The following is a 25,027-nucleotide window of genomic DNA, read 5'->3' on the forward strand; positions in this document are numbered from 1 at the left end:
ATGAACGCCGTGAACGCGAAGAATTCCGGGTCCTCGAAGTACACCCCGCAGAAGTCGTCGTCCGCCTCCACGTACGTGTTGGGTGGCCTCGCGTTGCTGGTGATCGCGGCCGTCGTCATCGGCGGTGTGCTGTGGCAGAACTCGCGGACCGCCCCGCGTGCCGACGGATACGGCGCGGTGCAGAACCCGGATGTCGTCGCCGCGGTGGACGCGGACGGAGTCATCTCGCTGGGGCTGCCGTCGGCCACCAAGACGGTCGACATCTTCGAGGATGCGATGTGCCCGTACTGCGCCGAGCTCGAGCAGGTCCACGGTCAGGAACTGGCGCAGAAGATCGACGAGGGCGCGATCACCGTGCGCTACCACATGCTCGACTTCCTCAACCGGCTCTCGCCGAGCGGTACGTACAGCACGCGGGCCGTGGCGGCCTCGCAGTGCGTGGCGGCCACCGGCGACGGTCCCGCGTTCTCCGAGTTCCACGCCGCGCTCTTCTCTGCCGACTTCAAGCCGGAGGAGAACGGCAGCACCGACCGCACCGTCGCCGAACTGGCGGACCGCGCTCGGGAGGCCGGCGCGTCGGACGAGGCAATCTCCTGCATCACCGACGGTTCCCGCGTGGACGCCGCGGCGCAGAGCGCGGCGACGGGCAGCCAGGCGCTGGCGGCAGCGGGCGGCCGCGGCACGCCGACCGTGCTGGTCGACGGCGCTGTGGTGGACACCCAGGACCAGGACTGGGTCGCGAACCTCGGCTGACCAGGCGCGATCGCGCACCGGCCAGGCGATTTGGTGCCCCGATGGGCATGGTGTAACTTTTTCTCCAGTGTTCACCGGACGAACTCGTGCGGTGATCCGGGGCTATGGCGCAGCTGGTAGCGCACCACACTGGCAGTGTGGGGGTCAGGGGTTCGAGTCCCCTTAGCTCCACCACCACGAAACCCCCTTCCGACGTCGTCGGGAGGGGGTTTCGTCGTTCTGCGGGGGGCGAGACCTGCGTAGCGGCACACAGGTCGGGCGAAGGGGCGGGATTCCGCCCGTTCGGGGGAGTTGTGTGCAGTCAGGCAGGTCGCGTCAGGCGTGCGCCCGCTGCACTGGCCGCGGGCCCGGACCGGCGTAGCGGCACACAGGTCGGGCGGATCGGCGGGACCCCGCCCATTCGGGGGACTTGTGTGCAGCCGGGCAGGTCGCGTCAGGCGTGCGCGGCCTCGTACGCCTGCTGCACCTCGGCGGGAATGCGCCCCCGCGGCGAGAGCGTGTACCCGGCGCCGGCGGCCCAGTCGCGGATGGCGCGGGCGGATTCGGGCGATCGACGCCGGCGGCCCGTCGACCCGGAGGTGCGTCGGCGTGCGGTCGACCGGGCCGGCGAGCTCACCCGCGTCGCGTGCTCGAGATACGGAGCGAGGGTGCGTCGGAATTCGGCGGCATTGTTCGGACCGAGGTCGATTTCGTAGTCGACCCCGTCGACGCCGAAGACAATGTGTTCACCGTCGTCGCCCAGCGGGGTCCGATCGATGTCGTCGACCAGTTCGATCACGACCTTCTTCGCCATTCCTGCTCTTTCCGTCGACCGCAGTGTTCCGGGAACACTACACGGGCAAAATCGGACACGGCGACGCGGCTCCGCACCCTCGAAGATGCTGTCCGACAGGCTTTTCGGGCCCGGCGACAGAGACGGGATCGAGGTCTCGACGCGGTCACGAACGGCCGACGATAATGGCACGACGTGCGGCGGTCGGTCGGATCCGCAGCTCGGCGGGTGGCCCGGCCGTCCGTGGCCCGACGGTATTCTCTCACCATGTCCGGTCCGGTCCCCGTCGTCCTCGTCGCCGGATATCTCGGCTCCGGGAAGACGACGATGCTCAATCACGTCCTCCGACGCAATCGCGGCATTCGCCTCGGGGTGGTCGTCAACGATTTCGGCTCGATCGACATCGACTCGATGCTCGTCGCGGGGCAGGTCGACTCGGTGATCGGCCTCGGTAACGGGTGCCTGTGCTGCGCCGTCGACAGCGAGGATCTCGACGAGATGCTCGGTACGCTCACCGGGCCGAATTCTCCGGTCGACGCGGTCGTCATCGAGGCCAGTGGACTCGCGGAGCCACGCGCCCTCATCCGCATGGTGCTCGGCAGCGCGCACCCCGGGGTGCGGTACGGCGGGCTCGTCGTGGTGGTCGATGCCGTGAACATGACGGACTCGGTGGAGCGGCACCCGGACCTGGCGCAACACCTGGCGTTCGCCGACCTGGTGGTGGTCAACAAGAGCGACCTGGTGGGTGACGACGGCCGGGCGCGCATGCTCGACCTGGTCCGTCGCCACGCCCCGGGCGCGCCGGTGGTGGTCACCGACCACGGCCGGGTCGACGTGGCCCTGCTGCTCGACCCGCCGGAGCGGACGGACGACGACGCACCCCGCCAGCTCAGCCTGGACGACCTCCTCCGCGAGGACGACCACGATCACGGTCACGCCGCGGGCCACGATCACGAGCATCTGCACGACGCGTATCGCAGTGTGGCGGTGGAGACGTCGCGCTACGTCGACCCACGCGCCCTGATCGCGCTGCTCGAGGACCCGCCGGCGGGTCTCTACCGGTCGAAGGGCTTCGTCCGCTTCACGACGGGCCGTGGCCGGTTCCTCGTGCAGACCGTCGGGCGACACATCGTGATCGAACGGGCCCCGGCGCGGGGGAGCACGGCCCTGGTGTTCCTCGGCGCGGGCATGGACGACGACGTCGACGCGGTACTCCAGGGTGTCGTGCGGGATCGCCCCGCGACGGACGAGGAGATGCTCGTCGTCCACCGCTACCTGCGAAACCAGGAAATCTAGAGCCCGACCCACTCGCTGGTGCCCTCGGGGAAGCGCTGCCGCTTCCAGATGGGCACCTCGGATTTGATGCGGTCGACCAGGGTCTCCAACGCGTCGAACGCGGCGGCACGGTGCGGGGCGGCCACGGCCGCGACGAGCGCCGTGTCACCGATGGTCAAGTCGCCGACCCGGTGCACGGCCGCCGTCGGCAATCCGGACGCCGCCGCGGCGTCAGCGCAGCAGCGGTGCAGGAACGCCTCCGCGTCGGGGTGCGCCTGGTACTCGAGCGCGGACACCGACCGACCGCCGTCGTGATCGCGGACGACGCCCCAGAACACCAGCACCGCACCGTGAGTCGGTCCGGCGACGAAGTCCGACACGGTCGCCGGATCGATCGGCTCGGCGGAGATGCGGGCGAGAACGAACGTCATTCGTGTGCTCCTCCGCCGCGCACCTGCGCGATCAGGTGATCGAGAATCGGGTCGAGGACGGACAGGCCGTCCTTCACGCCGCCCGGTGACCCGGGCAGGTTGACCACCACCGTGCGCCCGGCCACACCGACCAGCCCGCGGCTCATCGAGGCGTGGACGGTCGCGCCCAGTCCCACGCGGCGGATCTCCTCGGCGACGCCGGGCAGCTCGCGGTCGAGGATCGCGCGCGTCGCCTCGGGCGTGGCGTCGGTGGGGGAGACACCCGTGCCGCCGGTGGTGACGATCAGGGCGGGTCCGCCGTCCAACGCGTCCTGCAGTCCGGCCGCGATGTCGGCGTCGGCCACCACGACCGGCCCGCGTACGTCGAAGGTGCGTTCGGTGAGCCAGGAGACGAGGCGAGGTCCGGTGGTGTCCTCGCGGGTTCCCGCGGCGCCGGCCGTGGACGCGACCACCACCACCGCGGTCCGGTCGCCCAACGGGGCCGGGGGCAGGGCGGGCTCGTCCCGCGTCCACACCCCGCGCTTGCCACCTTCCTTGCGCAGCAACCGAATTCCGTCGAGCACCGCGGCGGGATCGACCGCCTTGACCATGTCGTGCAACGTCAGTCCGGCCACCGCGACGGCCGTGAGCGCTTCCATCTCCACGCCGGTTCGGCCGGTGGTGCCCGCGGTCGCCTCGATCGCGATGGAGTCCTTCGCGAGGTCGAACGAGATGGCCACCGACGTCAGCGGCAACGGATGGCAGAGCGGGATCAGCTCGGAGGTCTTCTTCGCCCCGCCGATCCCCGCGATCCGAGCGGTGGACAGGACGTCGGCCTTCGGCAGGCCGTCGGCACGCACCAGCGCGACCACCTCGGGCGTCGTCCGCAGCACCCCGGCGGCGACGGCGACGCGCGTCGTCTCCCGCTTGGCGCCGACGTCGACCATGCGGGCGCGACCGTCGGAATCGACGTGGGACAGACCGGACTCGTTCACAGGGGCCACACTCGCACAGTCGCGCCCGCCGGGATGTCGGTGGTGTCCTCGGGCACGTCGACCAGGACGTCCGCGGCGGCCATGGACGCCACCAGGTGCGAGCCGGGGCCGGAGGTGGTGATGCCGTCGGGGGTGCGTCGACCGCGCAGGAACTGGCGTTTCCCGGGGCTCGAGCGCACGGCGTCCACCAGGGTCGCATCCTCCGCGGGCAGCACCGGCAGGCCCGCGAGATCGCGCAGGACGGGCCGGGCGAAGACCAGGTACGAGACCAGGGTGCTCACCGGGTTGCCGGGGAAGCTGATCACGGGAGTGCCGTCGAGGTCGGTCCAGCCCTGCGGGCCCCCGGGCTGCATGCCCACGTGGCCGAAGGTGCCACCGCGCGGGCCCAGGACGTCGCGGACGACCTCGAAGTCGCCCATGGACACCCCGCCGGACGTGACGACGACGTCCGCTCGCGTCCGCGCGTCGTCGAGCACGGCGGCGAAGTGCTCGGCCGAGTCGGTGCTGCGGGTGCGGACGGTCACCTCCGCTCCGTCGGCGATCGCTGCGGCAGCGAGGGTGGGCCCGTTGGAGTCGTACAGGCATCCGGGGCCGGGTTCCGTTCCGGGCTCGACCAATTCGGCTCCGGTGGCGATCACCGCCACGCGCAGGCGGGGCCGTACCGGAACGGTCGCGTGGCCGACGGCGACGATCGCGCCCACGTGGCGGGGCCCCAGTCGCGTTCCCGCGGGGACGACGACGTCGCCCACTCGGACGTCGCTGCCCTGCTCGCGGACGTACTCGCCGGACCGTCGGGACCGCCCGATGCGCACGCGACCACCGATGGCCTCGGTGTCCTCCACGGGGACGATCGCGTCGGCCCCGCGGGGGACGGGCGCGCCGGTCATGATCTTGCGGGCCGTGCCGGGGACGTGCGCGTCGCCGCCGTCGTCTCCCGCGGCGACCACTCCGGTGACGTCGAGCTCGACCGGGACCCGCGCCACCGCGGCGGCGTCCACCGCGTACCCGTCCATCTGCGAGTTGCGGAAGGCCGGAACGTCGATCAGCGCGCGCAGATCGGTGTGGGCGACGCGTCCGTGGGCATCCTCCACGGCGACGGTGTCCGGTCCGCGCCTCGCCAGCGCCGTCCGAATCAGTCGGTCGACCAGAGCGGCGTGATCGGCCACCGAACGTGTGCTGTGCCCCTGCGTCATCGGTTCATCGTAGGAGCCGGGCATACTCGAACGGGACAACCGCGACGGAACGAGGAGGTGAGACCGGTGACGGTGGTGAGCATGGGAATTCCCCGCCTGCCCGGTCAGCGCCCCTCGGTCGCGGACCGCCCGGACGTCCCCGTCCTGCTGGACCGCTTCGGCCGCGTGGCTCGCGACCTGCGCATCTCGGTGACGGAGAAGTGTTCGCTGCGCTGCACCTACTGCATGCCCGCCGAGGGACTGCCCGGGCTGGACTCCGAACAGGTGCTGAGCGCTGCCGAGATCGCGCGCCTGGTCGCCGTCGCGCATCGTGAACTGGGCGTACACGAGGTGCGCTTCACCGGCGGAGAACCGTTGGTGCGCAAGGATATCGTCGACATCGTGGCGCGGTCCGCGGCCGCCGCGCCGGGTGTGGCGCTGTCGATGACCACCAACGGCATCGGTCTCGATCGCCGGGCCGCGGCCCTCGCCCGGGCCGGACTCGGGCGGGTGAACATCTCCCTCGACACCGTCGACCGGGCGCACTTCGCCGCGCTGACCCGGCGCGATCGGCTCCCGGCGGTCCTCGCCGGCATCGACGGGGCGCTGGCTGCGGGGCTCGCGCCGGTCAAGATCAACGCCGTCCTCATGCGCGAGACGCTCGCGGGCGCGGCCGATCTGCTCGCGTGGTGCCTGGAGCGCGGGGTGGCGTTGCGATTCATCGAGCAGATGCCGCTCGACGCCGACCGGGAGTGGGCCCGCTCGACCATGGTGCCCGCCGCGGAACTGCTGGCGGTTCTCGGTGACCGGTTCGACCTGACGGAGATCGGCCGGTCCGACCCGTCGGCTCCCGCGGAGGAGTGGACCGTCGACGGCGGACCGGCGACGGTCGGCATCATCGCCTCCGTCACCCGCTCGTTCTGCTCCGACTGCGACCGCACCCGGCTCACCGCCGAGGGCACGGTCCGATCCTGCCTGTTCAGCGACGTCGAGACCGACCTCCGCGCGGTGCTGCGTCGCGGCGCGGACGACGCCGAGATCGCCGACCTGTGGCGCGGCGCGATGTGGGAGAAGAGCGCGGGCCACGGCATGGACGACGCGGGGTTCGTCCCACCGGAACGTTCGATGGGGGCCATCGGTGGGTGAGGTGCCGAATGGTTGAGGTGCGGTATTTCGCCGGGGCGGCCGACGCGGCCGGAACCTCCGCGGAGACGCTCGACGCGACGCCGGACATCACCGTCGGCGAGCTCAAGGCCCTGCTGTCGGCACGCCACGGCGCGCGACTCGCGCCCGTCCTGGACGTCGCCGTCTTCCTGGTCGGCGACGAGATGATTCGCGACGACGCTCGCACGGTCGGTCCGCGCGTCGACGTCCTTCCGCCCTTCGCGGGCGGATGACGACGAGCGGGTCCGGCGACGACGTCGTCAAGCGGCGTGCGGACGCTCACCCGAACTTCTTCCCGGCCGAAGCCGCGGGTCTGGCGTGGTTGGCCGACGGCGGAGCGCGCACCGCACGGGTGATCGAGGTCGACCGCGACCACATCCGCCTGGAGCGCATTCCCTCCGCACGGCCGACGCGGGAGGCCGCCGAGGAGTTCGGACGCATGCTGGCGCGCACCCACGCCGCCGGCGCTCGAGGATTCGGCTGCCCACCCGACGGCATCGACGGGACCATCTTCATCGGCAACCGCACGATGACGTCGACGATCCACGCGTCGTGGGGCGAGTTCTACGCGGCCGAGCGGGTCCTGCCCTACCTCCGGGTCGCGGTCGACGTGGGCACCGTGACCGCCGACGAGGCCGCCCTGGTGGAGCGTGCCTGCGCGATCGTGGCGTCGGGCGTCGTGGATCCTGCCGGTGGAGCCGACCGGATCCACGGCGATCTGTGGACCGGCAACGTCCTCTGGTCGCCGGACGGGGTGGTGCTCATCGATCCCGCGGCGCACGGTGGTCATCGCGAGACGGACCTGGCGATGCTGGCCCTGTTCGGCTGCCCGTTCCTCACCGCGATCCACGCGGGCTACCGCGACGGCGGCGTCCTCGACGACGGGTGGGAGGAGCGGACGCCGCTTCATCAGCTCCACCCGCTCGCGGTGCACGCGGCGGGACACGGGCGCAGCTACGGCGAGTCGTTGGCGACGGCCGCCGCGGAGACGGTGCGCCTACTCGGGTGAGTCGGGCCGGGTGATCCGCAGGACCAGGTCCTCCCACCCTCGGACCAGGCGTTCGGGCGTCAAGCGCCCGTCGCGCAGCTGGTGGAGGACCACCGTGGCTTCGAGGGGAGCGAGGACCGCGTAGGTGAGCAGCTCGATGTCGCCCTGCACGTCGGCGGCGCGCAGCAGGCCGGCGACGTGGGTGAAGCCGACGGCCCACGCGGGGGCGGCGAAGCGGGACGAGCCGGAGTTCTCGGCGGAGCGCAGTAGTTCGCCCTGGACCTCGACCACGCCGAACCGCGCGCGACCGTAGGCGAGCAGGCGCTCGAGCGGCGGGGCGCCGGGGCCGAGGGGCGGCGGGCCGAACATGAACGACTGCTGCAGGGCGGTCTCGGTGTGATCCAGGAGCGCCAGCATCAGTCCGGCGCGGCTGCCGAAGCGGCGGAAGACTGTGCCCTTGCCCACACCCGCACGGGAGGCGACGGCGTCCATGGTGAGGCCGTCCGGGCCGCGCTCGTCGACCAGGGCGACGGCCGCATCGAGCAGCAACCGGCGGTTTCGTGCCGCGTCGCAGCGTTCGGTGTCGCCGTTCGCCAGGGGGAGCAGGGCGTCTGTCACACCGCCAGCTTACGCATGAGGGAACAAAGTGGACTATGGTCCGGTTGGTCGACGGGGTACTCCCGATCGATCACCGTCTGCGAAAGGACCGCACATGTCTCGCGTCATCGCCCTCGTCGGCAGCCTCCGTGCCGAATCCGTGACCCGCCGCCTCGCCGAGACCGCCGCGTCCGTGGCGCCCGAGAACGTCCGGGTGGACATCTTCGAGGGCCTGGGGGATCTCCCGTTCTACAACGAGGACATCGACAACGCCGACGCTCTCGCCGCGTACCCCGCCGTCGACCGTCTGCGCACCGCCGTGGGCGACGCCGACGCCGTCCTGCTGCTCACGCCGGAGTACAACGGGACGATTCCGGCCGTGTTGAAGAACGCCATCGACTGGGCCTCGCGTCCGTTCGGTGACGGCGCGATCAAGGGCAAGCCGACCGCGGTCATCAGCTCCTCGCCGAGTGCGAACGCCGCCCGGTGGGCCAAGGACGACACCGCGAAGGCGGCGCGCGTGGCCGGCGCCACCGTGCTCGACGACGCCGATCTGGCCATCGGCAGCATCCTGTCGGCCATCGACGGCAAGCACCCCCGTGACAACTCACAGATCGCCGGAGACATCGCCGCGGTCGTCTCCGCACTCGACGCCGCTCTCGTCGACGCGTGACGACGGCGGGTGGGCGCGTCTCCGCGACGCGCCCACCCGGCGCGACACGCCGTGATTTTGCGGTTCCGCCCAGGTAATTCCACGACTGTCATTACAAGTTGTGGTGTTGCCTTGCTCTGTCGGACACCAGGTGTAGTGTCTGGGACAGCGAGAGGCCACCACGGCTTCGACCCGGAACTTCCAGGAAGTGGGCCCGTTCGGTCCGCATTCACGGCAGGGACGAGCGGGACCTTCGGGGGCCCGATCGGAGGGTCGCCGGCCCTGTGGTCGCGCACCAGAACGCGACACCGTCACGCGAGAGAACGAGGACACTCATGAGCGCCACCACCGTCACCGTCTACACCAAGCCCGCGTGCGTCCAGTGCAAGGCGACCTACCGCGCGCTCGACAACGCCGGTGTCGAGTACGACGTGGTGGACATCTCGCTCGACCCCGAGGCCCGTGACTACGTCATGGCGCTCGGCTACCTCCAGGCTCCCGTCGTCGTCGCCGGCGACGAGCACTGGTCCGGCTTCCGTCCGGACCGCATCAAGTCCATCGTCACCGCCGCTGCCTGAAGGGTCCCACCCGACCCGCAGGACCGGTCGTAGGCCGTCCGGCCGCCGGTATCCGTCGTCCACCGTTCGGGAGGCGAGCACCGTGACCGAGTCGCTGGTCTACTTCTCGAGTGCGTCGGAGAACACGCACCGGTTCGTCGTCAAGCTCGGCCTGCCCGCCACGCGGATTCCCGTCTCGTCGCGGGACGGGGATCTGCGCGTCGACCGCCCGTACGTTCTGATCCTGCCGACCTACGGCGGCGGCATCACGGCCACGGGCCGGGACACGTCGTACGTTCCCAAGCCGGTCATCCGATTCCTCAACGATCCCCACAATCGCTCCCTGATCCGCGCCGTCATCGCGGCCGGTAACACGAATTTCGGGGAGTCCTACTGCTTCGCCGGTGACGTGATCGCCGCGAAGTGCCGCGTGCCCTATCTCTACCGCTTCGAATTGATGGGTACTCCCGAGGACGTCGATCGCGTCCGCGAGGGACTCGCCCAGTTCTGGGACCGCCACGACGGTGAGAGCCCGAGTGACGCCACCCGGCCCGCAGACACGACCCGCATCATCACCGCCACCCCGTAGGAGTTACGCCCATGGCCCCGACCGTCACGGACACGTCCCCGGCGACGTCGCGATCCGACGCCTCGGATCTCGACTACCACGCGCTCAACGCGATGCTCAACCTGTACGGGCCGAACGGGGAGATCCAGTTCGACAAGGATCGTGAGGCGGCGCGGGCGTACTTCCTGCAGCACGTCAATCAGAACACCGTCTTCTTCCACAACCTGGACGAGAAGCTCGACTACCTCGTCGAGGAGAACTACTACGAGGCCGAGGTGCTCGACCAGTACTCCCGGTCGTTCGTCAAGACCCTTCTCGACCACGCGTACTCGAAGAAGTTCCGGTTCCCGACGTTCCTCGGCGCGTTCAAGTACTACACCTCCTACACGCTGAAGACGTTCGACGGGAAGCGCTACCTGGAGCGGTTCGAGGATCGCGTCGTCATGGTGGCGCTGACCCTCGCCGCGGGGGACGAGGTGCTCGCACGGCACCTGGTCGACGAGATCATCGCCGGCCGGTTCCAGCCTGCGACGCCGACGTTCCTCAACTCGGGCAAGAAGCAGCGCGGCGAGCCCGTCTCCTGCTTCCTGCTGCGCATCGAGGACAACATGGAGTCCATCGGTCGCTCGATCAACTCGGCCCTGCAGCTGTCCAAGCGCGGCGGCGGAGTGGCGTTGCTGCTCAGCAACATTCGTGAGGCCGGCGCGCCGATCAAGCGCATCGAAAACCAGTCGTCCGGCGTCATCCCGATCATGAAGCTGCTCGAGGACTCGTTCTCCTACGCCAACCAACTCGGTGCCCGGCAGGGTGCGGGCGCGGTGTATCTGCACGCGCACCACCCCGACATCTACCGCTTCCTCGACACCAAGCGCGAGAACGCGGACGAGAAGATCCGCATCAAGACGCTGTCGCTGGGCGTGGTGATCCCGGACATCACGTTCGAGCTGGCGAAGAAGAACGAGGACATGTACCTGTTCTCGCCGTACGACGTCGAGCGCATATACGGCGTGCCCTTCGCGGACGTGAACGTCACCGAGAAGTACCACGAGATGGTGGACGACAAGCGCATCCGCAAGACCAAGATCAAGGCGCGCGAGTTCTTCCAGACCCTCGCCGAGCTGCAGTTCGAGTCGGGCTACCCGTACATCATGTTCGAGGACACGGTGAACCGGGCCAACCCGATCGACGGCAAGATCACCCACTCCAACCTGTGCTCGGAGATCCTCCAGGTCTCCACGCCGTCGACGTTCAACGACGATCTGTCCTACAGCCACGTCGGCAAGGACATCTCGTGCAATCTCGGCTCGCTGAACATCGCCAAGACGATGGATTCGCCGGACTTCGCGCAGACCATCGAGGTCGCCATCCGCGGCCTCACGGCCGTCTCCGATCAGACGCACATCACGTCGGTGCCGTCGATCGAGAAGGGCAACAACAACTCTCACGCCATCGGCCTCGGGCAGATGAACCTGCACGGGTACCTCGCCCGCGAGCGCATCTTCTACGGCAGCGAGGAGGGCATCGACTTCACCGACATGTACTTCTACACGGTGCTGTTCCATGCGCTGCGCGCGTCGAACCGTCTCGCGATCGAGCGCGGCACCTCCTTCGGTGGCTTCCCCGAGTCGAAGTACGCCTCCGGTGAATTCTTCGACAAATACACCGAGCAGGTGTGGGAGCCGAAGACCGCACGGGTGCGCGAGCTGTTCGCCGACGCCGGCATCCACATCCCGACGCAAGCCGACTGGGAGCAGCTGAAGGCGTCGGTGCGCGAGCACGGCATCTACAACCAGAACCTGCAGGCCGTGCCGCCGACCGGGTCGATCTCCTACATCAACTACTCCACCAGCTCCATCCACCCGGTGGCGTCGAAGATCGAGATCCGCAAGGAAGGCAAGATCGGTCGCGTCTACTACCCGGCGCCGTACCTGACCAACGACAACCTGGACTACTACCAGGACGCGTACGAGATCGGGTACGAGAAGATCATCGACACCTACGCCGCGGCCACGCAGCACGTCGACCAGGGCCTGTCGCTCACGCTGTTCTTCAAGGACACCGCCACCACCCGCGACATCAACAAGGCGCAGATCTACGCGTGGCGCAAGGGAATCAAGACGCTGTACTACATCCGGCTGCGGCAGATGGCCCTCGAAGGCACCGAGGTCGAGGGCTGCGTCAGCTGCATGCTGTAGTGCGCTCCGCGCCCGTGCGCCTTTTGCACATCCAGGGATGTGCAAAAGGCGCACGACCCTGACAGTGTCGGGAGCCTGGTGCACCATCCGCCCATGGATATCCGGGGGGACGATCTTCAGAGGGTCATCGACGACCAGGCTGGCCTGTTCACTCAATCGCAGGTGACGGTGTGCGGCTACAGCCGCAGCCGCGTTCGTCGGCACATCGAATCCGGTCGTTGGGTCATCGTGCTGCGCGGGGTGTACGCGGTGGCCGCCGGACCGCTCGACCGCGAGCAGACCCTGCGGGCCGCGTTGTTGTACGGCGGCGCACATGCGTTGCTCAGCCACCACACGGCCGCCGAGGAGTGGGGATTTGTTCGCCGGGCCACATCGCTGCAGCCGGTGCACGTGACGGTTCCGTACGGACGGTCCGCGCGATGTCAGGCACCCACGTCGGTACGCGGTCGGTCCACGAACACGGCGCCGGTGGCGCGGGTGGGGTCGACGGTCCATCCGGGAGTCGTCGTGCATCGGTCGCGCGCATATCCGTACGTGGTCCACGGTTCGGCATTGCCCCGGACGGGGGCTGCAGACACCGCAGTAGATCTGGCTACGGCCGAACCCACTGCGCGCGAGGCGATGTCGACGCTGGTGTCGGTGGTCTCCACCGGCGTGGTGACGGTGGGTGCCGTGCGCACACGGTTGGTGCAGCGACCCCCGTATCGCTACCGGGCGGCGCTGAATCGCGCGGTCGAGTTCTTGACCGACGGAGTGGCGTCGGTGCTCGAGCTGGCGTACGCCGTCGAGGTGGAGGAAGCGCACGGGTTGCCACGGGCGCGGCGCCAGAGTCCCGTCACCGTCGATGGGCGGACGCTGTTCGAGGACGTGGATTACTCCCCGCACGGCGCCGATCTGATCGTGCGCCTGGACGGGCGTCGGTTCCACAGCACTTCGGCCGTTGCGTTTCGTGATCGTCGACGGGACAACGCCGCCGAACTCGCCGGCCGGCCCCGCTTGGTCTACGGGTACGACGAGGTCGTGCGTGACCCATGCGGCGTCGCAGCCGAGGTCGCCACTGTTCTGCGGAGGGAGGGGTGGGTCGGAGAGTCGGGCTGCGCCCGCTGTGCGCCGTTTGCACATCCCTAGGGGTGCAAACGGCGCACGGGTCGAAGACACACTCCCTTGTGTTGTCCTCCGAGAGATTCCACAACCGGTAGTGTTGGGGCCGGTGACATTTGGCGCGACGAACGCGCCCGCACGAGCATCGCGGTACGGCCGCGAACCGCGTCGAATCGGCAGGTAGGAATACATGGTGAAGCTCATCGATCGCGTCTCCGCGATCAACTGGAACCGCGTGCAGGACGACAAGGACGCCGAGGTCTGGGATCGCCTCACCGGCAACTTCTGGCTCCCCGAGAAGGTGCCGGTGTCCAACGACATCCCGTCGTGGCAGACGCTCACCGAACACGAGAAGCAGCTCACCATGCGGGTGTTCACCGGCCTGACGCTGCTCGACACCATCCAGGGCACCGTGGGCGCCGTGTCGCTCATCCCCGACGCGATCACCCCGCACGAGGAGGCGGTGTACACCAACATCGCGTTCATGGAGTCGGTGCACGCCAAGTCCTACTCGTCGATCTTCTCCACCCTGTGCTCCACGCGGGACATCGACGACGCGTTCCGCTGGTCGGAGGAGAACCCCAACCTGCAGCGCAAGGCGTCCATCGTCATGGACTACTACCAGGGCGACGACCCGCTCAAGCGCAAGGTCGCCTCGACCCTCCTCGAGTCCTTCCTCTTCTACTCGGGCTTCTACCTGCCGATGTACTGGTCCTCGCGGGCCAAGCTCACCAACACCGCCGACCTGATCCGCCTCATCATTCGCGACGAGGCGGTGCACGGGTACTACATCGGCTACAAGTACCAGCGCGGGCTCGAGACGCGGTCCGCCGCCGAGCGCGAGGAGCTGAAGAACTACACCTTCGACCTCCTCTTCGAGCTGTACGAGAACGAGACCGAGTACACCCAGGACCTCTACGACGAGGTCGGGCTCAGCGAGGACGTGAAGAAGTTCCTCCGCTACAACGCCAACAAGGCGCTGATGAACCTCGGCTACGAGGGGCTCTTCCCCAAGGACGAGACCGACGTCAACCCGGCCATTCTGTCGGCGCTGTCGCCCAACGCGGACGAGAACCACGACTTCTTCTCCGGCTCCGGCAGCTCCTACGTCATCGGCAAGGCCGTCAACACCGAGGACGACGATTGGGACTTCTGATCCCCTGCTCGTGAACGGGGCACCACCTTCTCGGGTGGTGCCCCGTTTCTCGTTCCGGGTGCTGTCGGACCGGCCGCCGCGCGAGTTTTCCCACATGATCGGCGTCGGTTCTGCGAACTCGTCGATCTCCTGCCGATGATGTGGCAGAACTCGCGCGCCGCGGCCACGGAACCCCGCAGCTGCGCAGGTCGTGGTCAGGTGCATCTGTTGCAACCGGTGAGGGTGGCGGAAACCTGCGCAGGTGGGGGAACTACTTCCGGAACCACGCCTCCGGGCCGTGGTGGAGCGCCTTGTCGATGCGCAGCCGGGAGGTGTCGGTGAGGTCGGCCGGCAGGTGGTCCGCCGAGAACCAGCGCACGTCGGTGTTCTCGTCGTCGGCCACCCGTGCTTCGCCGGAGACGTGCCGGGCGAGGAAGCAGAGGTCGAGGTACTGCGTGTGGTCGCCGTTGGGGTAGACGATCGGCTCCGTCACGTCGACGCTGGTCAGTCGCACGAGCTCGGCCGTCACACCCGTCTCCTCGGCGATCTCGCGCAGCGCCGCCGGGCCCGGTTCCTCACCGGGTTCGAGCACGCCGGACACGACGGCCCACCGTCCGTTGTCGACGCGCCGGGTCAGCAGGATCCGATCCTCGGCGTCCAGAACGACGGCGCTGACACCGGACAGCCAGAGCGGGGCGTGGCCGATCTTCTCCCGCAGACTCAGGATGAACTCGGGTACCGGCACGTCAGACGTACCCGTTCAGGGAGTTCTCGAGGTCGGTCAGCACGGTGCGGGCGGCAATGACGCCGTCACCGGACCAGGCGGCGTCGTCGACGGCGAAGACGCGTCCGTCGGTCGCGGCACCGAGGTCCTTCCAGGCGTCGGTCTCCATGACGCTGCGCCCGTACTCGAGTCCCTCGGGGCCGTCGAAGATCACGTAGATCAGGTCGCCCTCGGCGACGGAGAGATCGTCGGCCGGAAGCGGTGCGGTCGGACCCTGTTGGGGTCCCGGTCGGCGGACGCCGGCGGCGGTGAGGACCTGACCGGCGAAGCTGTCGTCGCCGAGGACGTCGGCGCCGTCGCCGTGGAACCGGATCACGGAGGCCTCGGTGAGCCGACTGTTCAGGCGGCGCCCCACGTCCTCGGCCCGAGCGCGGTAGTCGTCGACGGCGCGCGACGCCGCGTCCCGACGTCCCATGGCCGTGGCCGCGAGCAGAGCTCGGTCGGTCCAGGAGGACTCGGCGCGGGTCAGAACCGTCGGGGCGATGGCGTCGAGCTCGTCGCGGACGGCCGGGTCGAGGTCGTCCGTGCCGATGACGACATCGGGTGCGAGCGCCCGGACCGCGTCGACGTCGGGTGCCGAGGGTGGGCCGACGGGGGCGATCTGCGCGATGCCGGTGCCGAGGTAGTCGGGGCGGGGCAGGGCGGACGGGGGAGCGGTGGGCGCGAGCGGGACGGTGGGTGCGCCGACCACCGACTCCCAGGTACCGACGGCGCAGGACGCGTCGAGCGCCTCCATCGACAGCACGACGATGCGCCTCGGGTCGGCCGGAACGGTGACGGTGCGGCCGCTGCCGACGACGATGCGCCCGTCGCCCTGCCGACCGAAGGTGTCGGCGGGCTGGGGGAGGGCGCACAGGCCGACGGTGTCGCGCTCGATCCCGACGACGCCGGCGCCGGCCACGTTGGTGGTGGTCCGCACGATCGTCGACGCGTCGTCCCCACCGGTGTCGCCACAAGCGGACAGCGTCGCGACCAGGGCTCCGAGGGTGACGACGAGCGCGGCCGATCGACGACGGAAGCGACGCAGCATGGCGGTGACCCTACTGGAGGCGTCACGGCGTGACGGACGACCTACGACACCGAGTAGGACCCGCGCTTCACATGTCGGCCCAGGGGGTTACGATCCTTGTAGCGCACGTTCATGCGTCCACTTCGCTTCCGCGGGGAGACGCGCATTCAGGAGGATCAGTGACTGCCCTAGCGCCCCAGCCAGTCCCCGAGCTGACGGCTTCGCGGCCGTACCCGCCCCGCATGGGGCCCAAGGGTTCGTTCGTCCACAAGATGGTGACGACCACCGATCCCAAAACGCTCGGCATCATGTACATGGTCACCTCGTTCGGGTTCTTCCTGTTCGGTGGTGTCCTGGCGCTGCTCATGCGCGCGGAGCTGGCCGTGCCGGGCCTGCAGTTCCTGTCGAACGAGCAGTACAACCAGCTCTTCACCATGCACGGCACCATCATGCTGCTGCTGTACGCGACGCCGATCGTCTTCGCGTTCGCGAACTACATCATGCCGCTGCAGCTCGGCGCACCGGACGTGGCGTTCCCGCGTCTGAACGCGTTCAGCTACTGGCTCTACCTGTTCGGTGCGCTCATCGCGTCCGCCGGCTTCATCACCCCGGGTGGTGCCGCGGACTTCGGCTGGACGGCCTACACGCCGCTGACCGACGCGGTGCACTCGCCCGGCATCGGCGCCGACTTCTGGATCATGGGCCTGGCGCTGTCGGGCCTCGGCACCATCCTCGGTGGCGTCAACATGATCACCACGGTCATCTGCCTGCGTGCGCCCGGCATGACCATGTTCCGCATGCCGATCTTCACCTGGAACATCTTCGTCACGATGATCCTGGTGCTGCTCGCCTTCCCGCTGCTCACCGCGGCGCTGCTCGGCCTGGCGGCGGACCGGCATCTCGGCGCGCACCTGTTCGACCCGGCCACGGGCGGCGTCCTGCTGTGGCAGCACCTGTTCTGGTTCTTCGGTCACCCCGAGGTGTACATCATCGCGCTGCCGTTCTTCGGCATCGTCTCGGAGATCTTCCCGGTCTTCTCCCGTAAGCCGCTGTTCGGATACACGGGTCTGATCTACGCCACCATCGCCATCGCGGCGCTCTCCATCGCGGTGTGGGCGCACCACATGTACGCCACCGGCGCGGTGCTGCTGCCGTTCTTCTCCTTCATGACGTTCCTCATCGCGGTGCCCACCGGTGTGAAGTTCTTCAACTGGATCGGCACCATGTGGAAGGGGCACCTGACCTTCGAGACGCCGATGCTCTTCTCGGTCGGCTTCCTGGTGACCTTCCTCTTCGGTGGTCTGTCCGGCGTGCTGCTCGCCAGCCCGCCCATCGACTTCCACGTCACCGACTCGTACTTCGTGGTCGCGCACTTCCACTACGTGCTCTTCGGCACCATCGTGTTCGCCACCTACGCGGGCATCTACTTCTGGTTCCCCAAGATGACCGGCCGCATGATGGACGAGGCGCTCGGCAAGTGGCACTTCTGGGCCACGTTCATCGGCTTCCACCTGACGTTCCTGGTGCAGCACTGGCTCGGCGCCGAGGGCTTCCCGCGTCGCTACGCGGATTACCTGCCGTCCGACGGCTTCACGGTGCTGAACTCGATCTCCACGGTCGGTGCGTTCGTCCTCGGTGCCTCGACGCTGCCGTTCCTGTGGAACGTCTTCAAGAGCTACCGCTACGGCGATCCGGTCACGGTCGACGACCCGTGGGGCTACGGCAACTCGCTCGAGTGGGCCACCAGCTGCCCGCCGCCGCGCCACAACTTCGTGGAACTGCCCCGCATCCGTTCGGAGCGTCCGGCTTTCGAGCTGCACTACCCGCACATGGTCGAGCGCATGCGTGCCGAGGCGCACGTGGGCCCCGGCCACGGCGGCGGCAAGACCACGGAAACGCTCGAGCAGGCTCGTCGGGCACCGATCGCCACCAGCGACCACGAGTCGTCGGCGGACCGCGATCCGGATTCCGGCCGCCACTGACACCGTCTCGTGCGATCAGCCCCTCCCGTCTCGGCGAGGGGCTTTTCGCTGGAAAGGGGTCCTTCGTGACCAGCAATGAGACACAGGACACGCAGCCCGGGCGGCGCGCCACGTCGGTGCTCGTCACCGTCACCGGCGGTGACAAGCCGGGTGTCACGTCCGTTCTGTTCGCCACCCTCGCGCGCCACGACGTGTCCGTGCTCGACGTGGAGCAGGTCGTCATTCGTGGCCGTCTGACCCTCGGCGTGCTGGGGGAGTGCGCCGGCGACGTCGAGACGCTGCACGAGCACCTCGAGGAGGCCATGGCCACCGTCGGCGTCCACGTCGACGTCGAGGTGGGTAGCGAACACGGCCGCGCCCCGCTGTCCACCCACGTGGTGGTGGTGCTCGGACGGCCCGTCACGGCACGGGCGATCAGCGTGTTGTCGAGCGAGCTGGCCCGTCAGGGGGCGAACATCGACTCCATCCGCGGCATCGCCGACTATCCGGTCACGGGGCTGGAACTGCTGGTCTCCGTCGACGGCACCACCGACGACGCCGACGAACGTCTGCGCACCTCCCTCGCCACGGTCGCCGCCGGAGTGGGGATCGACGTCGCCGTCGAACGCGCCGGCCTCGCCCGCCGTGCCAAGCGGCTCATCGTGTTCGACGTCGACTCGACCCTGGTTCAGGGCGAGGTCATCGAGATGCTGGCCGCCCGCGCCGGCGTCGAGGACGAGGTCCGCGAGGTCACCGAGGCCGCGATGCGGGGCGAGATCGACTTCGCGGAGTCGCTCGATCGCCGCGTGGCGACGCTGTCCGGCCTCGACGCGTCGGTCATCGACGAGGTGGCCGCCGAGTTGCAGCTCACTCCGGGCGCCCGCACCACCATTCGAACGTTGCGTCGATTGGGATACCACTGCGGCGTCGTCTCCGGCGGCTTCCGCCAGGTCATCGAGGGGCTCGCCCACGAACTCGAGTTGGACTTCGTGCAGGCCAACACCCTCGAGATCGTCGACGGAAAGCTCACCGGCCGAGTGACCGGGCAGGTGGTCGACCGCGCGCAGAAGGCGTTGGCGTTGCGGCAGTTCGCGTCCGAGGTCGGCGTCCCCATGGAGCAGACGGTGGCCGTCGGCGACGGGGCCAACGACATCGACATGCTCACCGCCGCCGGACTCGGAGTGGCGTTCAACGCCAAGCCGGCGCTGCGCGAGGTCGCGGACACCGCACTGTCCTCCCCGTTTCTCGACGCTCTGCTGTTCGTCCTCGGAGTCACCCGCAGCGAGATCGAGGCCGCCGACACCGTCGACGGCCTCGTCCGGCGCATCCCGATCCCGTGACCGAGCCCCATCGCGACCCCGAGACCGGTCCCGGGCCCGAGCCGGAGCCCGCGACCGTACCCGACACGTCGCTGACCGACCGTCACGCCGCCCTCGTCCGCATGGCAGACGGAGCGGACCGATTCGGCAGCCGGCACGACCCGAACGATCCCGGCGACGTGCGGGCCATGCCGATGGTGCTGCACATTCCGAAGGCCGAGCCGCCGGCCCGGTCGGCCCTCCTCCGCGCCGCCGCCACCGCCACCGCGCTGGTGTGCCTCGACCCCCGGGTCGGCCCGGACGGACCGTGGCACGGCGAGTACACGGCCTGGCTGGACGCCCGCATTCGCAAGGTGTCCCGCCGGGCGCGCGGCGCGCAGTGGGCCGCGGCGCAGGAGGTCGACGGCATCACGACGACGGTCGACGGCGCCTCGGCGCGGGCGTACGTGCCGTGTCGGCTGCGCGATCTCGATCCGCGCCTGCGCAAGTTGCAGGTCGAGGGCACGGACCTTCCGCTCGACGACCGCACCGACGCGCCCGATCCCGACGCACTCGTCCTGTGGGTGAACGGAACCCTCGACATGACCGTGGGCAAGACCGCCGCCCAGGTCGGCCACGCGGTCATGCTCGCGGCCGGACGATTGCCGGTCGAGACGGTCGAGCGATGGTTCCGTCGCGGCTGCCCGACGGACGTGCGCATCGCCGACGAGGCCCGCTGGACCGAGTCGATCGCCCTCGGCGACGCCGTGGTCGGCGTCCGCGACGCCGGCTACACCGAGGTCGCGCCCGGGTCGACGACGGTGCTCGCCGACCTGCGCAGCATCACCTAGCTCAACGCGCCGCGGTGTCGATGGCGGCGCTCAGCGCGCCGCGGTGTCGATGGCGGCGCTCAGCGCGCCGCGGTGTCGATGGCGGCGCTCAGCGCGCCGCGGTGTCGATGGCGGCGCTCAGCGCGCCGCGGTGTCGATGGCGGCGCTCAGCGCGCCGCGGTCACGTACACCAGCACGATCGGCCCCGCCACCTCGACCACACTCCCCGGTTCCTGCCCGGCCGGGTCGATCGGCCGACCGTCCCGTGAGGCGGAGTCGAAGACGGGCACGTAGACGGGCAAGTGGTCGGAGGCCGGCGTCACGGCGTCGTGGTGGGGGAGCACGATGCCCGTCGGCCCCCCGGCGTGCACCACCAGCAGCGCGGACTCGAACGACCGGCCGTGCGACCCGGGGATGCGGACGTCGGATCCGTCGACCCACGCCTGCAGGGTGCGGGCCGTGTCGTCGTGCCAGGCGTCGCCGAGGATCTCGTTCCCCGCGGCGTCGAACCACACGAGGTCCGGCTCGCCCGTCGGCGTGCGTCGTCCCGCGAAGAACTCCTGCTGTCGCAGTACCGGCGCCGTCCGCCGACACCGGAGTGCGCGGGCGAGGGTGGTCGCGAGGTCGGTGTCGCGGTCCGCCCACCGGACGGCGTGGGCCTCGGCGGCGGGCGTGTCGGCCGGGACGCAGTAGGCGTTGTTGTTGCCATGCTGGGTGTGCCCGAATTCGTCGCCCGCGAGAAACATCGGCGTCCCGGTGGAGAGGGCGAGCACCGACAGCAGCGCGCGGACGTGCCGGTCGCGGGCCGCCAGAACGGCCGGATCCTCCGTGTCGCCCTCGACCCCGTGGTTCACCGAGTGGTTGCCGTCCGAGCCGTCGCGGTTGGCCTCGCCGTTGGCCTCGTTGTGCTTGCGCTCGTACGAGACCAGGTCGCGGACGGTGAAACCGTCGTGCGCGGTGACGAAGTTGATCGACGCCCACGGTCGCCGCCCGCCGGCGCCGAAGATGTCCTCGGACCCGGCGAGCCGCGAGGCGAGCTCGCGCACTCCGCCCTGCCCGGCGAAGAACCTGCGCACGGTGTCGCGGTAGCGGTCGTTCCACTCGCTCCACACGCCGCCGAAGCCGCCAACCTGATAGCCGGGCCCGGTGGCGTCCCAGGGCTCGGCGATCAGCTTGGTCCGGCAGAGCACGGGGTCCGCCGCGATGGCACTGAGCAACGGCGCCCGCGGGTCGAACCGCCACCCACCCGGGCGCCCGAGGGTGGACGCGAGGTCGAAGCGGAACCCGTCGACACCCATGTCGGTGGCCCAGTACCGCAGCGAGTCGCACACCATGCGCACGACGACGGGCGAGGCGGCGTCCAGGGTGTTGCCGCAGCCGGTGAGGTCGACGTCGTGGCCGCGCTCGTCGAGCAGGTAGTACCCCGGCGCGTCGAGACCCCGACAGGACAGCGACGGCCCGTCGACACCGCCCTCGCAGGTGTGGTTGTAGACGACGTCGAGGATCACCTCGAGGCCGGCCTCGTGGAGCGCGTCGACCATGGCCCGGAATTCCTCGACCTCGCCGCCGGGAACGGAGGAGTACCGCGGTTCCGGGGCGAAGTAGGAGGCCGTGGAGTACCCCCAGTGGTTGCGCATCCCGCGGGCGCGTACGCCGGGTTCGGTGAGACACGCGTGCACCGGCAGCAGTTCGACGGCCGTGACGCCGAGATCGCGCAGATGGGCGACGACGGCGGGGTGCGCGAGCCCGGCGTACGTCCCGCGGAGGTTCTCGGGGACGTCGGGATGCGTCGCGGTGAAGGAACCGACGTGCAGTTCGTAGACGACGGTGGCGTCCCAGTCGGTCTCGAGGCGGGCACGTCCGCGACGCTCGGCGGGCGCGCAGACGACGGCGAGGGGAACGTGACCACGAGAGTCGCGATGGGATCGGCGGCCGAACGGTTCGTCGTCGTACGGCAGGAGGGCGTGCGCGTCGCCGAGGCCGCCGGTGATGCGGCGGGCATAGGGATCGAGGAGCAGCTTGCCGGGATCGAAACGGCGGCCGGTCTCCGGGTGCCAGGGACCGTCGGCGCGCAGTCCGTACCGCGTACCCACCGCGGCGTCGGCGACGACGCCGTGCCAGATCCCGTAGGTCCGTTCGGGCAGGCGATGACGAGTCTCGGTGCCGTCGTCCTCGATCACGCAGACGTCCACCGCGGTGGCCTCGGGCGCGTGGACGGCGAACGAGACACCACCGTCGACGGGGTGCGCGCCGAGCGGAAAGGGACGGCCGGGGGCCGACAGGGACCGGGGGGACGGGTGATCGTGCGACACGCGAGGCAATCCTGCCGTGTCGAGCCCGGCGGCGTGGGACAAGATGGACGTCGTGTCCGAACCTGATCCCGACCTGCTCGTCCAACTCGACTCCGTGTCCGTCCGCCGGGGGACGACGACGCTCGTGGGTCCGGTCTCGTGGAACGTCGAACTCGACGAGCGGTGGGTGGTGCTCGGCCCCAACGGAGCGGGCAAGACGACGCTGCTGAAGATCGCCGCCGCGGAGCTGTACCCGACCGAGGGCACGGCGCACGTGCTGGCGGAAACCCTGGGGCACGTGGACATCTCGGAGCTCAAGCCGCGGATCGGGCTGTCGTCGGCGGCACTCGCGGGGCGCATTCCGGGTGATGAGGTGGTCTCCGACCTCGTGGTGTCGGCCGGCTACGCGGTGCTCGGCCGGTGGCGCGAGGAGTACGAGGACGTCGACGACGAGCGAGCCATCGACATGCTCGAGCGCGCCGGCATCGAACACCTTGCACGCCGCACCTTCGGCACCCTGTCCGAGGGCGAGCGCAAACGCGTCCTCATCGCCCGGGCCCTCATGACCGACCCGGAATTGCTCCTGCTCGACGAGCCCGCCGCCGGCCTCGACCTCGGCGGTCGCGAGGACCTCGTCGCGATCCTCACCGAGCTCGCGATGAACCCGGACGCCCCGGCGACGGTGCTGGTCACCCACCACGTCGAGGAGATCCCGCCCGGCTTCACCCACGCCATGCTGCTCAAGGAAGGCGGAGTGGTCGCCCAGGGACTGATCGACGACGTCATCACCGAGGAGAACCTCTCCACGGCCTTCAGTCAGGCCATCGCCCTGGATCGGACGGACGACCGGTTCTTCGCGCGCCGCAAGCGCCGCGGCCCGTCGCATCGCCGCGCCCGATGAGCGTGCCGGTGCGCGATGCGTCGACCGTCGTGCTGGTGCGGGACGGCGAGCACGGCGTCGAGGTGTTCCTGCAGCGCCGGGTGAAGGCGATGGCCTTCGCCGCGGGGATGACGGTCTATCCCGGTGGCGGGGTCGACGCCTCCGACCGCACCGCGCCGACGGGCGACGATCCGTGGGTGGGGCCCGCGCCGTCCTGGTGGGCGGAGCAGTTCGGCACCGACGAGCCGACGGCACGAGCCCTGGTACTCGCCGCCGTGCGGGAGACGTTCGAGGAGTGCGGAATTCTGCTGGCCGGGCCGGACGAGCACGCCGTCGTCGCCGACACCGCGGAGTACGCGGACGGCCGTCGGGCGGTGGAGCGCCGCGAGATCGCGTTCTCCGAGTTCCTCGCCGACACCGGTCTGTCGGTTCGTGCCGATCTGCTGCGGCCCGCCGCCCGCTGGATCACCCCGGAGGGGGAGACGACGCGGCGTTACGACACCCGATTCTTCCTCGCCGCCGTGCCGGCCGGGCAGCGCGCCGACGACGCCACGAGCGAAGCGGTGGACGCCGGCTGGTTCCGACCGGCCGACGCCGTGGCGGACCTGCGTACCCGTGCGCGCACGATGATGCCGCCCACCTGGTCCACCCTGGCGGACCTGGCCGAGCACGCCACCGTCGCGGACGCGTTCGCGGCCCCGTATCGACTGGAACCGGTGCAGCCCGTTCTCGTGCACGACGGGGAGAACCGTCGAGTCGAGTTCCCCGGCGCCGAGCGGTACTACGCGGCGTTCGGCTGACGGTAGCCTCACCGCCATGGCTGAATTCGTGACTCTCGACGTCGACGGCGGCATCGGCACCATCCGACTCTCGCGCCCCCCGATGAACGCGCTGAACCGCCAGGTGCAGGGCGAGCTCCGGGACGTCGCCGCCGCGGCCACCGCGGACGACGCGGTGCGCGCGGTGATCGTGTACGGCGGCGAGAAGGTCTTCGCCGCGGGTGCGGACATCAAGGAGATGGCCGAGATGAGCGCCCAGCAGATGACCGATGCAATCGGTGGTCTGCAGGCGGGCCTCGGCGCCGTGGCGTCCATCCCGAAGCCGACGGTCGCGGCGATCACCGGCTACGCCCTGGGCGGCGGACTCGAGGTCGCCCTCGGCGCGGATCGGCGCATTGCCGGGGACAACGCCAAGCTGGGCGTGCCGGAGGTGCTGCTCGGCGTCATCCCCGGCGGCGGCGGAACGCAGCGCCTCGCGCGCCTGATCGGGCCGAGCCGCGCCAAGGACATGATCTTCACCGGCCGCTTCGTCGGCGCGGAGGAAGCACTGCGAATCGGCCTGGTCGACGAGGTGGTGGCTCCCGATGCGGTGTACGACGCCGCGCGGGCGTGGGCGAGCCAGTTCGTCGGCGGGGCGTCGCGCGCGCTGGCCGCCGCGAAGGCGGCGATCGACGAGGGCCTCGACACCGACCTCGCCACGGGCCTGAAGATCGAGGCCCACGTGTTCGCGTCCTTGTTCGCCACCGACGACCGGTCGATCGGCATGTCGTCGTTCCTCGAGAACGGCCCCGGCAAGGCCGAGTTCACGGGGAACTGACCGGGAACCGACGCCGACCGTTCAGGGACACCGGTTAGGCTCTG

The 25,027-nt window shown here is 69.8% G+C and carries 25 protein-coding genes and 1 tRNA gene; 18 read left to right on the forward strand and 8 right to left on the reverse strand.

The window, feature by feature from the left end; translation table 11 throughout:
- Entirely contained in the window at nt 1–753 is a 753-nt protein-coding gene (locus A3Q40_RS06135; RefSeq protein WP_082833786.1) for a DsbA family protein, read from the forward strand.
- A 98-nt stretch (nt 754–851) separates the two neighbouring features.
- Nucleotides 852–927 (forward strand) — tRNA-Ala (locus tag A3Q40_RS06140).
- A 259-nt stretch (nt 928–1,186) separates the two neighbouring features.
- Here A3Q40_RS06140 and A3Q40_RS06145 read toward each other — a convergent pair.
- Nucleotides 1,187–1,546, reverse strand: a complete 360-nt coding sequence (locus A3Q40_RS06145; protein WP_068100485.1) for a histone-like nucleoid-structuring protein Lsr2 — start codon at nt 1,544–1,546, stop codon at nt 1,187–1,189.
- A 246-nt stretch (nt 1,547–1,792) separates the two neighbouring features.
- On the opposite strand from A3Q40_RS06145, the gene A3Q40_RS06150 reads away from it, so the two are divergent.
- Entirely contained in the window at nt 1,793–2,821 is a 1,029-nt protein-coding gene (locus tag A3Q40_RS06150; RefSeq protein ID WP_068105425.1) for a CobW family GTP-binding protein, read from the forward strand.
- Here A3Q40_RS06150 and A3Q40_RS06155 read toward each other — a convergent pair.
- The 3 genes from A3Q40_RS06155 to A3Q40_RS20790 are packed head-to-tail and all read right to left on the reverse strand — an operon-like array spanning nt 2,818 to nt 5,398.
- Nucleotides 2,818–3,231 (reverse strand): molybdenum cofactor biosynthesis protein MoaE, encoded by a 414-nt coding sequence (locus tag A3Q40_RS06155; RefSeq protein ID WP_068100487.1) that lies wholly within the window; start codon nt 3,229–3,231, stop codon nt 2,818–2,820. The genes A3Q40_RS06150 and A3Q40_RS06155 overlap by 4 nt on opposite strands.
- On the reverse strand, nt 3,228–4,205 hold the full coding sequence (moaCB, locus tag A3Q40_RS20785) for a bifunctional molybdenum cofactor biosynthesis protein MoaC/MoaB (RefSeq protein WP_256365943.1): 978 nt from the start codon (nt 4,203–4,205) through the stop codon (nt 3,228–3,230). Before moaCB ends, A3Q40_RS06155 begins: the two co-directional genes overlap by 4 nt.
- Nucleotides 4,202–5,398, reverse strand: a complete 1,197-nt coding sequence (locus A3Q40_RS20790) for a molybdopterin molybdotransferase MoeA (protein ID WP_068105429.1) — start codon at nt 5,396–5,398, stop codon at nt 4,202–4,204. Before A3Q40_RS20790 ends, moaCB begins: the two co-directional genes overlap by 4 nt.
- Before the next feature lie 66 nt (nt 5,399–5,464).
- Between A3Q40_RS20790 and moaA the strand changes: the two genes are divergently transcribed.
- From moaA to A3Q40_RS06180, 3 genes are read left to right on the forward strand one after another with little or no spacing between them, the layout of a single operon-like run.
- On the forward strand, nt 5,465–6,523 hold the full coding sequence (gene moaA / locus A3Q40_RS06170; RefSeq protein WP_068100488.1) for a GTP 3',8-cyclase MoaA: 1,059 nt from the start codon (nt 5,465–5,467) through the stop codon (nt 6,521–6,523).
- 8 nt (nt 6,524–6,531) lie between these two features.
- Nucleotides 6,532–6,774 carry a MoaD/ThiS family protein gene (locus A3Q40_RS06175; protein ID WP_068100489.1) on the forward strand — a complete coding sequence of 81 codons (243 nt, stop codon included), beginning with the start codon at nt 6,532–6,534 and terminating at the stop codon, nt 6,772–6,774.
- Nucleotides 6,771–7,550 carry a fructosamine kinase family protein gene (locus A3Q40_RS06180; RefSeq protein ID WP_068100493.1) on the forward strand — a complete coding sequence of 260 codons (780 nt, stop codon included), beginning with the start codon at nt 6,771–6,773 and terminating at the stop codon, nt 7,548–7,550. Before A3Q40_RS06175 ends, A3Q40_RS06180 begins: the two co-directional genes overlap by 4 nt.
- Here the strand turns inward: A3Q40_RS06180 and A3Q40_RS06185 are convergent.
- Nucleotides 7,539–8,147 carry a TetR/AcrR family transcriptional regulator gene (locus A3Q40_RS06185; protein WP_068100497.1) on the reverse strand — a complete coding sequence of 203 codons (609 nt, stop codon included), beginning with the start codon at nt 8,145–8,147 and terminating at the stop codon, nt 7,539–7,541. The two genes, A3Q40_RS06180 and A3Q40_RS06185, sit on opposite strands and share 12 nt — an antisense overlap.
- A 94-nt stretch (nt 8,148–8,241) precedes the next feature.
- Between A3Q40_RS06185 and A3Q40_RS06190 the strand changes: the two genes are divergently transcribed.
- From A3Q40_RS06190 to nrdF, 6 genes are all read left to right on the forward strand, one after another.
- Nucleotides 8,242–8,799 (forward strand): NAD(P)H-dependent oxidoreductase, encoded by a 558-nt coding sequence (locus A3Q40_RS06190; RefSeq protein ID WP_068100499.1) that lies wholly within the window; start codon nt 8,242–8,244, stop codon nt 8,797–8,799.
- Nucleotides 8,800–9,113: 314 nt separating this feature from the next.
- A complete protein-coding gene (locus tag A3Q40_RS06195; RefSeq protein ID WP_068100502.1) occupies nt 9,114–9,356 on the forward strand; it encodes a redoxin NrdH in 243 nt (80 codons plus the stop codon).
- Between the two features lie 82 nt (nt 9,357–9,438).
- Entirely contained in the window at nt 9,439–9,924 is a 486-nt protein-coding gene (gene nrdI / locus A3Q40_RS06200) for a class Ib ribonucleoside-diphosphate reductase assembly flavoprotein NrdI (protein WP_068100503.1), read from the forward strand.
- Between the two features lie 11 nt (nt 9,925–9,935).
- Nucleotides 9,936–12,098, forward strand: a complete 2,163-nt coding sequence (gene nrdE, locus A3Q40_RS06205) for a class 1b ribonucleoside-diphosphate reductase subunit alpha (protein WP_068100505.1) — start codon at nt 9,936–9,938, stop codon at nt 12,096–12,098.
- Nucleotides 12,099–12,191: 93 nt separating this feature from the next.
- Nucleotides 12,192–13,226 (forward strand): type IV toxin-antitoxin system AbiEi family antitoxin domain-containing protein, encoded by a 1,035-nt coding sequence (locus A3Q40_RS06210; protein ID WP_068100507.1) that lies wholly within the window; start codon nt 12,192–12,194, stop codon nt 13,224–13,226.
- 166 nt (nt 13,227–13,392) lie between these two features.
- Entirely contained in the window at nt 13,393–14,355 is a 963-nt protein-coding gene (gene nrdF, locus A3Q40_RS06215) for a class 1b ribonucleoside-diphosphate reductase subunit beta (protein WP_068105432.1), read from the forward strand.
- Between the two features lie 250 nt (nt 14,356–14,605).
- On the opposite strand, the gene A3Q40_RS06220 is transcribed toward nrdF, so the two are convergent.
- Complete coding sequence (locus tag A3Q40_RS06220) at nt 14,606–15,079, reverse strand: NUDIX hydrolase (RefSeq protein ID WP_068100509.1); 474 nt, start codon at nt 15,077–15,079, stop codon at nt 14,606–14,608.
- A 1-nt stretch (nt 15,080) separates the two neighbouring features.
- Entirely contained in the window at nt 15,081–16,148 is a 1,068-nt protein-coding gene (locus tag A3Q40_RS06225) for an ABC transporter substrate-binding protein (protein ID WP_068100511.1), read from the reverse strand.
- A gap of 158 nt (nt 16,149–16,306) precedes the next feature.
- Here A3Q40_RS06225 and ctaD point away from each other — a divergent pair, with 158 nt between their 5' ends.
- The 3 genes from ctaD (at nt 16,307) to A3Q40_RS06240 (ending at nt 20,237) form a co-directional block, all read left to right on the forward strand.
- Nucleotides 16,307–18,109, forward strand: coding sequence for an aa3-type cytochrome oxidase subunit I (ctaD, locus tag A3Q40_RS06230; protein ID WP_068100513.1), 1,803 nt, complete (start codon nt 16,307–16,309; stop codon nt 18,107–18,109).
- Between the two features lie 65 nt (nt 18,110–18,174).
- Nucleotides 18,175–19,428 (forward strand): phosphoserine phosphatase SerB, encoded by a 1,254-nt coding sequence (serB, locus tag A3Q40_RS06235; protein ID WP_068100515.1) that lies wholly within the window; start codon nt 18,175–18,177, stop codon nt 19,426–19,428.
- A complete protein-coding gene (locus tag A3Q40_RS06240; protein WP_371831467.1) occupies nt 19,425–20,237 on the forward strand; it encodes a peptidyl-tRNA hydrolase in 813 nt (270 codons plus the stop codon). Before serB ends, A3Q40_RS06240 begins: the two co-directional genes overlap by 4 nt.
- 146 nt (nt 20,238–20,383) lie before the next feature.
- Here A3Q40_RS06240 and glgX read toward each other — a convergent pair whose 3' ends face one another.
- On the reverse strand, nt 20,384–22,528 hold the full coding sequence (gene glgX, locus A3Q40_RS06245; protein WP_235606479.1) for a glycogen debranching protein GlgX: 2,145 nt from the start codon (nt 22,526–22,528) through the stop codon (nt 20,384–20,386).
- Between the two features lie 43 nt (nt 22,529–22,571).
- Here glgX and A3Q40_RS06250 point away from each other — a divergent pair, with 43 nt between their 5' ends.
- Genes A3Q40_RS06250 through A3Q40_RS06260 form a run of 3 tightly spaced genes read left to right on the forward strand, consistent with a single transcriptional unit; the run spans nt 22,572 to nt 24,983 of the window.
- The gene (locus A3Q40_RS06250; protein WP_068100517.1) at nt 22,572–23,408 is read left to right on the forward strand and encodes an ABC transporter ATP-binding protein; all 837 of its coding nucleotides are present in this window, start codon (nt 22,572–22,574) and stop codon (nt 23,406–23,408) included.
- The gene (locus tag A3Q40_RS06255) at nt 23,405–24,187 is read left to right on the forward strand and encodes an NUDIX hydrolase (RefSeq protein WP_068100519.1); all 783 of its coding nucleotides are present in this window, start codon (nt 23,405–23,407) and stop codon (nt 24,185–24,187) included. The genes A3Q40_RS06250 and A3Q40_RS06255 overlap by 4 nt, the downstream gene beginning before the upstream one ends.
- A 16-nt stretch (nt 24,188–24,203) precedes the next feature.
- The gene (locus A3Q40_RS06260; protein WP_068100522.1) at nt 24,204–24,983 is read left to right on the forward strand and encodes an enoyl-CoA hydratase/isomerase family protein; all 780 of its coding nucleotides are present in this window, start codon (nt 24,204–24,206) and stop codon (nt 24,981–24,983) included.
- Nucleotides 24,984–25,027 lie beyond the last annotated feature (44 nt).

The organism is Rhodococcus sp. PBTS 1, from assembly GCF_001620025.1.
GTDB classification, from domain to species: Bacteria; Actinomycetota; Actinomycetes; order Mycobacteriales; family Mycobacteriaceae; genus Rhodococcoides; species Rhodococcoides kroppenstedtii.